Raw genomic sequence first — 12653 nt, 5'->3', positions numbered from 1 at the left:
ATCTTACTTTTTTATCGGTCCATTCTAACAATTTTTGGGGTGAAAGTTCCCAAAACTTCAACCAAATCAGTCTGATTTCCCATTACTTTTGTTATGTCTTTGTAAGCCATTGGTGCTTCATCAATATTACCGCCAATTAAGGTTACATCATTCGCTTTAAGCACTTTCTTAATCTCACTTTGTGTAAAAGTAGCCTTGCATTTTGCTCTCGAAAATAAACGTCCCGCTCCATGCGAAGCCGAGTTTAAACTTTCCGGATTTCCTTTACCTTTTACAATATATCCCGGAGCTGTCATCGATCCCGGAATAATCCCCAATTGACCTTGGGCAGCAGGAGTTGCTCCTTTTCTGTGCACGATACATTCTTGTCCGTTTACCATTTCTTTCCAGGCAAAGTTGTGATGATTTTCAATCGTAACCACTACCCTTTTTCCTATGGCTTTGGCAATTCTGCGATGAATATCATCGTGGCATGCTTTTGCATATTCTCCGGCTAAATTCATTGCCAGCCAATATTCCTGACCATCGTGTGTGTTTAAATCGAGCCATGCCAGATGTTGTACATTCTTTGGTAGCGGACATTGTTTCGTTGCCAGATACGTATAATGCTTCGCAATGTTTGCTCCTAAACCTCGGGAACCGCTGTGCGATAAAACGGCGAAATACTCTCCAACTCCTAACTTCCATTCATTCTCCGGATTGTCAATTTTAGCGATACCAAATTCTACAAAATGGTTTCCTCCGCCTGAACTTCCTAGCTGTTTGTAAGCTTTAGGCAAAAGATTTTTTAATAAAGGAATATCCTGAAATTCGCTTTTGTAAAAAACATCATGATCTGCTTTCGTAGCATGTGTTTCATTCATTCCGAATTTGGTATTGTCTTTTAAAATGGCCTGCAACTGATGCTCTTTTCCTTTAAAATATGAAGCCGGTAAATCAAAAATAGACAAACTCATTCGACAGCCGATATCAACTCCCACTCCATACGGAATTACGGCGTTATCTGTTGCTAAAACACCTCCAATTGGTAATCCATAACCTGAATGCGCATCCGGCATTAAAGCGCCTGCAACTGAAATTGGCAATTTTAAAGAATCATACAATTGAAACTTTGCCTGCTGATCTATTTCATTTTCTCCAAAAATGGTAAAAGGAACCCTTGTTGTCTTCAACTGATGCATTCTGACCTGAACCGGTTTTATCAACCCTTCAGCAACTTTTCCCCAGGTTCCGTGTCCTTCAAACTTTTCAGGATGAAGTAAAACCTCTTTGGCTTCTGTTAGAATAGATTCTTTTTTCTCTCTTTTTCTATATCTGTTTATTTGCCCTAAGGCGATATTTATTGAATTATTTTTTGGAAAGCCTAATTTAATTAAGTCTTTTCCGGATAATTTATTTCCCATGATTTATATCATTTCGTCTCTGTATTGTTGGTACAATACATGAAGACTTTTATTTTTAATTGGGTTTAACTCTCTCGGATTTTCAGTTTGATAATACTTATAACGATAAGAGGAACCATGTACTAATTTGTTTATTTTATATCTCAAATTAAGATTAGTAATGTAATTGTCGAGAACCTGAATTTCACTTTCCAAAACTGCATCAACCATTTTAGTATGCGTTATCATATAAGGCTTAATGCGAAACACATAGCGCCAGGGTTCATTAAATACATAATGAATTTTATAGCGTTTACAATTAGGACACCAGCGTTCCCTTTTATAAAAATGCGTTTTTTCTTTTTCAGTTAATGCTAATTTTGGACTTCTCCACTCTGATTCAGAAAACTCTTGTACTGTTTGAAGCTTTTCAACATATACATGCTTTCTTTTTCGTTTTTTCTTTTTCTTAAAAGATTTTTCCGAAGAGAATTGCACTGTATTTATCTTTTCCAGCAATACTTTGTAAAAAGAATATTCGCTTGATCTTGCTATATCTTCTCTTAGTACAAAATTGCGCTGCCAGCCTTTTTGATAAGGAACTGCTAAAGGAACTAATGGTAATTCTTGCCGTTTTTTCCAGAGTTCGACTTCAAGTTTTCTTAATTGAATTAATTGTTTTTCAAAATCTTCTTTTACTAATCTTTTCTTTGTTCTTTTATTTTTAAAGCGGGAGCACAAAGCATACTCCTCTGCTGTATAATTTTCCATAAAAAAATTATAGTGCATTAAATTAATAGCCAAACTGGCCATAACATTTTATCCCTGAGGATAAATAATAAAATCGATTATTCGGGAAAATTTGAAGTGTCTAGAATAAAAAAAGCCCGAAACTAAATGTCTTCGGGCTTTTTTATATATCTAAAAATTGAATTTCTAAGATTGAAATAAGCCACGAAGAAGCGCTGCACCAAATTTGTTTGGTGTAAAGCTTTGAGATGTCAATGTAAGTACAAACATTTTTCTTCGTTTTTAGAGGTTTATTATTTTTTTCGTCTGCAAATATTCAGAATTGTTTTTTGATTTTCCAAATTTATTTTAAAGAAAATTCGTCTAAAAACATTTCACACAAAAAAAGGTACAGTAAAAAAATATCTACACAACTGGAAACCAGCATTATAAACAACAAAATCTACAAACTAAAATTTAGATTAGAAAGTAGCTTTAGAAAGATAAAAACATAAAAAAAGCCCTGATTTCTCAGAGCTTGTGTTTTTATTTGGGTGAATTCTTATTATTCGGAAACTTTACTTTTAACGACTAATCTGAAACCTTCACCATGAATGTTAAGAATTTCAACATCCTCGTCAGATTTTAAATATTTTCTAAGTTTCGCGATGTAAACGTCCATACTTCTTGAAGTAAAGTAGTTATCATCTCTCCAGATTTTAGTTAAAGCTAATTCTCTTGGCATTAAATCATTTTCATGAAGAATCAACATTTTAAGTAATTCATTCTCTTTTGGAGACAATTTTATTGGCTCTTCATTTTCAAATGTTAAGAATCTAAGTTTAGAATTTAGGTGAAATTTACCTATATTAAACTCAAACTGTACTTGTTCTGCTTTTGTATCAGCAGATTTTCTCTGAATAATAGCTTTGATTTTCATCAATAAAACTTCTGAATCAAAAGGTTTATTCAGGTAATCATCAGCACCGGCTTTGTAACCTTTTAACACATCTTCTTTCATCGATTTTGCTGTTAAGAAGATAATTGGCACTTCGCTGTTTTTTTCTCTAATCTCTTTGGCTAAAGTATAACCATCTTTATAAGGCATCATTACATCAAGAATACACAAATCGTAAACATCCTTCTTGAATTTCTCGAAACCTTCCATACCGTTTTTAGCTAAAGTAACTTCAAAGTCATTTAACATTAGATAATCTTTAAGAACTGCCCCAAAATTAAGGTCATCTTCTACTAAAAGTATTCTTTTGTTATTATTTTCCATATTTTAATTTATTAATGGTATTTTTATTATAAAGGTGCTACCTTTTCCTTTTTCGCTTTCAACATATACTTGACCATTGTGATCCTCTACTATTCTTTTTACATACGCAAGACCTAATCCGTGCCCTTTTACATTATGTAAATCTCCTGTATGTTCTCTGTAAAATTTCTCAAAAACTCTCTTCTGAGCTATTTTACTCATACCTAAACCATTATCTTTTACTTTTATCAGAATAATATCTTTAACATTCTCTGTAAAAATTTCAATTTCAGGAACATCAGGCGAATATTTTATGGCATTTTCTAAAATATTTACCAATACGTTTGTAAAATGTACCTCATTAATTAAACAAGTCGTTCTTACTGCATTATAGTGTTTTACGACTGTTCCGTGCCTGTCTTCTAAAATTAGATTAACATGCTCAATTGCATCATCAATTATATCATGTACTGCAGTGGGTTCTTTTGTAATATCGAGCTCTCTTTTTTCTAATTTAGAAATACGCAATACATTTTCAACCTGGGCATGCATTCTTTTATTCTCATCCCGAATCATTTGGAGGTATCGGAAAACCTTTTCCTTATCTTCAATAATTTTAGGATTCTTAATTGCATCAAGTGCCAAATTTATGGTTGCAATTGGCGTTTTAAATTCATGTGTCATGTTATTAATAAAATCTGTCTTGATTTCAGAAATATGCTTTTGACGCAGTAATTGATTTAACGCACTTGTGTAAGCAACTATTATAATTAATGTAAAAATTATCGACAATATTGTAATACTCAACAATTCAGACAATAAGAATTTCTTTTTGTGAGGAAAAGTTATATATAACTCATACTTACTGTTTCCTTCATTATCAGTATAAATAGGTACATGATAACTAGCATCTTTATCATAATGAAAACTTTCCGACTTAATCTTAGTTGGTAAACCATTATTTAGAACGCCAAACTCAAACTTGGTTTTTACACCATATTCTGCAAGTTCTTTTTTTAGTAAATTTTGTAATTTTTCTTTAGAAACTCTTTCGTCTATTGGCAATGCATCTGCAAAGTCTTTAACCGAAATTTCTCTTTGAACCTTACTTAAGATATCTAAATTTCCGGATTTTTCAATTTTCAAATCAGGAATAACACTTTGACTTAAAGAATTTTGATCGACTATATTGTTATTATTGTAAACTTCAGTTACTCTTTTGGAGTTAAAACTTTTAAATCTGTCGCTGGAGAATTTTTTATTAAATAATGAATTATTTACGCCATAATCTTCAGAAGAAAGTGTATTTGAGTATACAATAGTTTTATTTGTTTTTGTATTTCTTTGAACATAGTAGACTTCCAGTAAATCTTCTTTTTTGGGAGCTTTTCCTGTACTTTCTTTTAGATGATTATAGTCTGCATAATAACTATATTCTTCTTGTTTTTCAAGTTTATCAGCCACATTTCCTATTACTTGGGTAACATGGTATTTAAATTGTTCGTCATTATTTTTGAACGACGAATTGAACCAATATACTTGAACCAGAATGATCCCTATCAAGGATAAACTCATCAGTAAAACAAGTATTCTAAAAAATAATTTATTCATCGAAACAAAATTAATATTTTAACAATATACTAAATAATACATTAACCAAATATTAACATTTAAGACTGATTTTGTTTTATATTTAAAATTTTAAGAATTTTAACAACTTCTTCTCTGGCAATTTTAAGATTACTGTTATTAATTACAAAATTACTTAATGAAATTCGTTTTTCGTCATTCCACTGCATTTTCATCCTGCTCAAAACTTGCTCACGGGTTGTGTTATCTCGCTTTATCACTCTCTCAATTCTGGTTTCTTCCGGAGCTGTAACAGTTATAATAACATCGAAATCTTTATAACGGCCGCTTTCGAACAAAATTGCCGCTTCGTAAACTACATATTGGTAGTTTTTATGCTCCTGAAGCCACAACTTAAAATCTTCTTTTACTGCAGGATGTACTATAGCATTTAGTGCTGCTAATTTATTTGTATTATTAAATACAATTTCAGCCAGCTTTGCTCTGTTTAAAATTTCATTTTCAAAAAGGGTATTCCCAAAAGTTGCTTTTATTTGCTGTACAATATTTTCAGACTGCATTACTTTTTTAGCCTGGTCATCTGCGATATAAACAGGAATCCCCATTTCGGTAAAAAAGCCTGCAATAGTTGATTTTCCACTTCCGATTCCACCAGTTAAGCCAATTATTTTAGTCATATTATACTTTAAAAAACATACGAGGAAAAGCTTCTTGTGGTTTTTTCTTTAATAGAATAATTTTAATGAAAGATTTTAAAAACCCTGTCCCATATCCATAAAACTGTTTCCAAACTGCAATTACAGAAAGGTATCCAATTTTAATACTTTTATTTTGAATACTTGCTGTAAGAAAAATTATAACGAAATATACAAAATATAATTGTAATAATATATCAATATTGAATATTAATAGTAAAAAAGCTAATAATAGACCCAATATAAATAGTGAAGGAAAGAAAAAAGTCAACTTATTGTGTTCCGGATACCAGCTATTTAAAATAGGTCTCGCGATTCCGAATTTATTCACCTGAACAGAAAATTTTTCCCAATCAATTCTGCGTTTATGATACACATAAGCTTCCGTAAACAATCTGGTTTCAAATCCTAAATTCCACAAACGAATAGAAAGGTCCGGATCTTCTCCGGGATGGATATTTCCAAAACCTTTTGATGCTTCAAATGCTTTTTTCGAAATTCCCATATTAAAACTACGAGGCTGAAATTTATTAATTTTTTCAGAACCTCCACGAATTCCTCCTGTAGTAAGAAAAGAGGTCATAGCAAAATTAATTGCTTTCTGAATATTAGAAAAGCTATCTAACGCTTTATCCGGTCCCCCAAAACAATCCACATAGTCTGCATTTAATGCTTTTCGAACTTCTGTTAGATAATGAGAAGGAATAATGCAATCCGAGTCAAAAATGATAAAATAATCCCCTCGCGCTTTCTGCATTCCAAAATTTCTTGAATCTCCAGGTCCTGAATTTTCTTTAAAATAATAGGATATATTCAATTTCCCCTGATAGGTCATCACAACATCCTTACACGGTATTGATGATCCGTCTTCAACAAGAACTATTTCAAAAGCTTCATTATAATCAGATTTTGAGAGACTTTCTAAAAGTTCATCAACTTCATCTGGACGATTATACACGGGTATAATTAAAGAAAAAATCATAACGGGATGTGCGGTATTAAAGTGGCAATATTTAAATTTCAAAATTTTAACAAAGATATGTTATATTCATAAAAAAACCATCAACTTTAGGTTGATGGTTTTTCAGTTTATATTATTTCTTGTCTATTTGATACTTTCAATTTCAACCACTTCATTTGCATCTGCTTTATAATCTACTCCTGCAAATTCAAATCCAAAAAGATTTAAGAAATCATTTCTGTATCCTGCCAAATCCCCAATTGCAGGTAATGTTTCAGTTGTAGCCTCTAACCAAAGTTTAGCCACTTTAGCCTGTACATCATCACGCATTTCCCAATCGTCGATTCTGATTCTGCCTTTTTCATCTACAGGAACATCAGCACCATTGTACAATCTGTCTTTAAACAAACGCTGAATTTGCTCAATACAACCTTCATGTATCCCTTCTTCTTTCATAATTTTATATAAAAGAGAAATATACAACGGAATAACCGGAATTGCAGAACTTGCCTGTGTTACTAAGGCTTTGTTCACCGAAACATAAGCTTTTCCTCCAATAGATTTCAAACTGTCTGTAATAGAAAATGCTGTAGCTTCTAAATCATCTTTTGCACGACCAATTGTACCTTTACGGTAAACTGCCTCTGTCAATGATGGCCCTATATAAGAATAAGCAACGGTTGTAGCTCCTTCAGCTAATAAATTTTCAGCTTTTAAAGCGTCAATCCACATCGTCCAGTCTTCACCTCCCATTACAGCAACTGTATTGGCAATATCTTCATCGTTTGCCGGAGCAATAGAAACTTCTGAAACATTTCCAGTATGAAAATCAACTGTTTTATTGGTAAAAGTTTGTCCGATTGGCTTTAGTACAGAACGGTGCAAAACTCCTGTTACAGGGTGTTGACGAACTGGTGACGCTAAACTGTAAATGATTAAATCAACCTGACCTAAATCAGCTTTGATCAAATCTAAAGTTTGTCTTTTTATTTCGTTTGAAAAAGCATCTCCATTGATACTTTTCGCATATAAACCTGCTTTATGAGCCTCTGTTTCAAATGCAGCAGAATTATACCAGCCTGGTGAAGCTGTTTTTCCTTCCACCGGTGGTTTTTCAAAAAACACTCCAATAGTTGCAGCATCAGATCCAAAAGCACTTGTAATTCTTGAAGCTAATCCAAAACCTGTTGAAGCCCCAATCACCAGTACCTTTTTTGCACCTGCAATTGGTCCTTTTGATTTTATATATTCTATTTGATTTTTAACATTTTGTTCGCTGCCTTTTGGGTGTGCTGTCAAACAAATAAATCCTCTCATTCTAGGTTCTATAATCATACTCTTTATTATTTCAATTTATTTTGATCTAAATTCTTAATTTTTAAAGACGTGCTTTAGCATCTCTATTTTATAATCTTTCCAACATTTTCCCTAACTGTTAAAATGTCTATTTTTTTATCTTTACACTCCTCCTTAACTCCATTATACTCCCCAATAAGAGTATTCAAATCTTCACATTCTCTTATAAAAGCGAATTCTTTTTTATCGATATTAAATACAATACCTTTTAACGTATTCAGGTTTCCGGCAATCGCTCCTCCTACCGCACCTCCATTATATGCGAAAGCTTTGGACCATGCGTTTGCAAAAGGGCCTTCGAGATATAAAAACTTTCCATCATTTAAAACTTTATGATACGAATTTGGATTATCGGCTGACATATTACGATCTGCTTTTGAAGCAAACTTCATAAGATATCTTTGCTGAATGTATAGACTACCTTTATAAGTAATAGCAAAATAATCTGTAATTTTAACATTATTTTTTTTCCAGTAAAAGAAAACCTGATCTGCTACAACATCCTTATCAATTGGCTTAGAACCAAATATAGTATGCCTTTCCAATGCATCACCCATATTAATTGATACTTTTTGAACAAAATCATCATATGTTCTATACACACCTTCGGGAAAATCTTTTACCAAATAAAATTTAGCTTCACCATTATTTGATTCTGTCGTTTCTTTTGAAGCTGAATCCTGTGCATTCATTTTACTTATGAATAAGCAAAGAAAAAATAAAACATATAATTTTTTAATCATATTTATTTCTGTTTTAGCCTTACAGTTACACTAGCAAATATAATTTAAATATTTAATTTAATAATTCTTTTGCGTGATTTAATGCCGAATCTGAGATGTTTGCTCCTGATAACATTTGAGCAATTTCTATAACTCTTTCGTCCTGAGACAGTAACTTTAATTCTGATTGCGTATCGTCATCAACTGTAGATTTCGAAACTTTAAAATGAGAATCTCCTTTAGCTGCAATTTGAGGTAAGTGAGTAATGGCAAAAATTTGCATTGTACTACTCATTTCTTTCATAATCTCTCCCATTCTGATGGCAATTTCTCCGGAAACCCCTGTATCAATTTCATCAAAAATTAAAGTCGGCAGTTTTGAATATTGTGCTAATATCGCCTTAACAGCCAACATTATACGAGACATCTCTCCTCCTGACGCTACCTTTTTCAGTAATCCGAAATCAGTTCCTTTATTGGCAGAGAACAAAAATTGTAATTCCTCTTTTCCATTTTGAAAGTACGTTTCTGATGGTAATAGTTCCATATTAAAACGAACATTTGGCATTCCTAAAGTTTCTAAAATAGAAACCAGTTTTTGAGATAAAACCGGAATTGCTTTTGTTCTGTTTTGGTGAATTTTTTCAGAAAAAGCATCTAATTCTATCACTTTTTGCTCAATTGCTTTTGACAAAACAGCTATTTCTTCTTCTATATTATCAAGCTCCAATAGCGTATTACCTAAAGTTGCCTGAATTTCAATTAATTCATCAACAGTAGTTACCTGATGCTTTTTTTGCAGATTGTAAATCAATTGTATTTTTTGGCTTACTAATTCTAATTGTTCAGGATCGTTTAATAATTTTTCTGAGGAGTTTTGAAGTTCTTTCGAAACATCATCAAATTCAATAGCCAAACTTGTAATTCGCTCAAAAACAGCCTGATATTCTGGCGAAAAAAGAGCTATTTTCTGTAACGAAGCTTTAATTTCATTTAGATTATGAAAAACTCCAAATTGCTCTTCATTAGCAATGGCAAGCGATTTATCAATGGACTCTTTTATGATCTCAACATTGTTAAGCTTCTCAAAATCAGCCTCTAACTCTTCTTGTTCGCCTGATTTCAACTTCGCTGAAACCAATTCATTCAATAAAAAAGTATTGTATTCCTGCTCTTTTCCTGAATCACTTTGTTTTTTCAACAAAGCGTTAAGCTTCGTTTTATCTGACTTATAACTCTTTAGAGCATTTTGATACGACTGAATTGTCTCACCATTATTTGCAATAGCATCTATAATTTTAAACTGAACACTCTCATCTGATAATTCCTGAGTTTGTTGCTGTGAATGAATATCAATCAGAAACAAACTCAAGTCTTGTAATTCCTGAAGATTTACAGGACTATCATTGATAAATGCACGGGATTTTCCTGAAGGCAAAATTTCTCTTCTAATGATAGTATCATCTTCATAATCGAGATCATTTGCTTCAAAAAATTCTTTTAGGTTGTATTTCGAAATTTCAAACTGTGCTTCAATAACACATTTTTCCTCTTTATTTTTCAACGATGTTAAGTCGGCTCTTTTTCCCAAAACCAACCCTATCGCTCCTAAAATAATAGATTTACCTGCACCTGTTTCACCTGTAATTATAGAAAAACCTTTTGAAAAATCTATAGTTAATTTTTCAATCAGGGCATAGTTTTTAATTGACAAGGACGTTATCATAAGGAAATTGTGTGAATATAAAAGTTATTAAAGAAATGAATTGAAAAAATGAATTAAAATTTAATCTGGGACCATTTAGTAGAATTCAAAGGCGAAACTTTGTTCAAAACATCGGTTAGATCTGTAACAGGAATATTAGGTCCCCCGGAAAATATAGAAACAATTTCGTCTGATTTAGCATCGAAAAACACTCTGGTCAAAAAAGCATTTGGCTTAACGGAATTCAGCTTTCCAAGAAGTAATAGTGCTGACTTTACTTTTTCTTTTGAGGCTTTTAAATCCTCGCTCATACCATCTAAACCGTTATGATAGATAAACATGGCCTGACGCAAATCAGTATAAGTTGGTGACATCAGATCGTTAATTAAATAGTAACGATTCTGAACTCCGTCTGACTGGCTCCAACCTTTAAAACCTCCTTGTTGTGCAACATTTGCAATATTTTGCGCTGTTTCAAAGTATTGGCTTCCTCCACCCTGCTGAAATGTATCTGCATCTATAGCCAAAATCAAATAACTGTAAAAAGAAACAACCGAAACTAAATTCGATTCGTACGTAGTAGGATTAAATAATAACGGTTCGTATTCTGTGTATCTGAAACTAAAATCTTTATCGTTATAATTTAATATTGGTGATGAATAGGTGGAATTAAAAATCAATCGGGAAGCCTGAACCTGAATTGTTCCTGTAAATTGATCCGAACTATTTGAAGATAATGTAATATACATTGAGCAATTGATTCGCTCGTTTTGCTTTAAAACGGCACCTGTCCAGTCTGTTTTATTTATAAATTCAGATAAAGATGTCTGAAGCGTTTTAAAAACTTGCTGATTTGGATTTGGTAATCTTTCAGTGTTAATAGTCACGGTACAATTTAACTGTTGTGCTTGTGTAAAGCCAAAAGATAAAAATACTAAAAGAGCAACTAGTTTATTCATACAAAGATAATAATTTGATTTAGCACAAATAGAATTGCTATTCATACTCGCAGGTTTTTATTCTAAATCATTCCGATCCTGAAAAATGCGAAATTACTTTGTTTAAAATATCAACTGCAACAGATTCTTTTGATTTTAATTCCATTGGTTCAATTTTAAAATCCTGATCAATAAAGGTCACTTTATTGGTTTCTTTTTTAAAACCGGCCCCTTCATCCTGTAAGGAATTTAAAACAATCAAATCTAAGTTTTTTTTCTGAATTTTCAACTTAGCATTCTCAATTTCATTTTCTGTTTCTAAGGCAAACCCAATTAAAAATTGCTTTTTTTTAATCACTCCCAATGATGCCAGAATATCTTTTGTTTTTTCAAGCTCTATTGAAAACTCATCCGAAGCTTTTTTTATCTTTTGTAAAGCTACGACTTTAGGCCTGTAATCTGCTACTGCTGCTGCTGCAATTGCAACATCAACATCATTAAAATACAAATGGCAGGCATCGTACATTTCTTGTGCCGAAATCACATTTACAACTTCTACCAGATTATTTTTTGCTTTATAATGTGTTGGTCCCGATACTAAAATAACCTGCGCACCTAAGCCAGCAGCTTCATTGGCGAGATCAAAACCCATTTTGCCTGATGAATGATTTCCTATAAAACGTACAGGATCTATTGCTTCGTATGTTGGTCCGGCAGTAATTAGTATTTTTTTTCCTTTTAAGGGTAATTTGCTTTCTAAATCAGCTTCGAGAAAAGCGATAATATTTTCCGGTTCGGCCATTCTTCCTTCTCCGGACAAGCCACTTGCCAGCTCACCATTTTCAGCAGGAATCATCATATTTCCAAACTGCTTCAAGGCAGCAAAACCAGACAAGGTTGACGGATGTTTGTACATATCCAGATCCATAGCCGGAGCAAAATAGACGGGACATTTAGCTGATAAATAAGTTGCAATTAAAAGATTATCGCAGTTTCCTGTCACCATTTTTGATAACGTATTAGCTGTTGCCGGAGCAATTAACATCAAATCGGCCCAAAGTGCTAATTCAACATGATTGTTCCAGACAGCGTCTTCATCATCCTGATTAAAGAAACTGGAATGTACCGGATTTTTTGAAAGGGTAGATAACGTAAGTGGCGTTACAAAATCCTTAGAAGCAGGTGTCATGATCACTTGGACATGTGCACCTGCTTTTATAAAAAGTCGTACTAATGAGGCTGTTTTATAGGCTGCAATTCCACCAGAAACACCTAGTAAAATTTTCTTCCCGTTTAAAACTGACATTATACTAT

At 32.6% G+C, this 12653-nt stretch carries 11 protein-coding genes; all 11 read right to left on the bottom strand.

The window, feature by feature from the left end; all coding sequences use genetic code 11:
* Positions 1–11: 11 nt before the first annotated feature.
* Positions 12–1403 carry an RtcB family protein gene (locus ACHRWY_RS16470; protein WP_395356136.1) on the bottom strand — a complete coding sequence of 464 codons (1392 nt, stop codon included), beginning with the start codon at positions 1401–1403 and terminating at the stop codon, positions 12–14.
* A 3-nt stretch (positions 1404–1406) separates the two neighbouring features.
* A complete protein-coding gene (locus tag ACHRWY_RS16465) occupies positions 1407–2153 on the bottom strand; it encodes a hypothetical protein (RefSeq protein ID WP_395356134.1) in 747 nt (248 codons plus the stop codon).
* A 523-nt stretch (positions 2154–2676) separates the two neighbouring features.
* Positions 2677–3393: a response regulator transcription factor gene (locus tag ACHRWY_RS16460; protein WP_042564360.1), complete on the bottom strand. Its 717-nt coding sequence runs from the start codon at positions 3391–3393 to the stop codon at positions 2677–2679.
* 3 nt (positions 3394–3396) lie between these two features.
* The gene (locus tag ACHRWY_RS16455; RefSeq protein ID WP_395356133.1) at positions 3397–4983 is read right to left on the bottom strand and encodes a sensor histidine kinase; all 1587 of its coding nucleotides are present in this window, start codon (positions 4981–4983) and stop codon (positions 3397–3399) included.
* A 59-nt stretch (positions 4984–5042) separates the two neighbouring features.
* A complete protein-coding gene (gene coaE / locus ACHRWY_RS16450) occupies positions 5043–5639 on the bottom strand; it encodes a dephospho-CoA kinase (RefSeq protein WP_395356132.1) in 597 nt (198 codons plus the stop codon).
* 1 nt (position 5640) lies between these two features.
* The gene (locus ACHRWY_RS16445) at positions 5641–6639 is read right to left on the bottom strand and encodes a glycosyltransferase (RefSeq protein ID WP_395356258.1); all 999 of its coding nucleotides are present in this window, start codon (positions 6637–6639) and stop codon (positions 5641–5643) included.
* Positions 6640–6762: 123 nt separating this feature from the next.
* Complete coding sequence (gene fabV, locus ACHRWY_RS16440; RefSeq protein ID WP_395356131.1) at positions 6763–7953, bottom strand: enoyl-ACP reductase FabV; 1191 nt, start codon at positions 7951–7953, stop codon at positions 6763–6765.
* 65 nt (positions 7954–8018) lie between these two features.
* Positions 8019–8717, bottom strand: coding sequence for a hypothetical protein (locus tag ACHRWY_RS16435; protein ID WP_395356130.1), 699 nt, complete (start codon positions 8715–8717; stop codon positions 8019–8021).
* Between the two features lie 52 nt (positions 8718–8769).
* Positions 8770–10422 carry a DNA repair protein RecN gene (gene recN / locus ACHRWY_RS16430; protein ID WP_395356128.1) on the bottom strand — a complete coding sequence of 551 codons (1653 nt, stop codon included), beginning with the start codon at positions 10420–10422 and terminating at the stop codon, positions 8770–8772.
* A gap of 53 nt (positions 10423–10475) precedes the next feature.
* The gene (locus tag ACHRWY_RS16425; protein ID WP_395356127.1) at positions 10476–11360 is read right to left on the bottom strand and encodes a DUF4835 family protein; all 885 of its coding nucleotides are present in this window, start codon (positions 11358–11360) and stop codon (positions 10476–10478) included.
* A 67-nt stretch (positions 11361–11427) separates the two neighbouring features.
* Complete coding sequence (coaBC, locus tag ACHRWY_RS16420; protein ID WP_395356126.1) at positions 11428–12645, bottom strand: bifunctional phosphopantothenoylcysteine decarboxylase/phosphopantothenate--cysteine ligase CoaBC; 1218 nt, start codon at positions 12643–12645, stop codon at positions 11428–11430.
* Positions 12646–12653: the final 8 nt, after the last annotated feature.

Origin of the sequence: Flavobacterium sp. FlaQc-48 (assembly GCF_044007335.1) — a bacterium.
Lineage (GTDB): Bacteria > Bacteroidota > Bacteroidia > Flavobacteriales > Flavobacteriaceae > Flavobacterium.
This window is presented reverse-complemented; position numbering and strand designations above follow the sequence as displayed.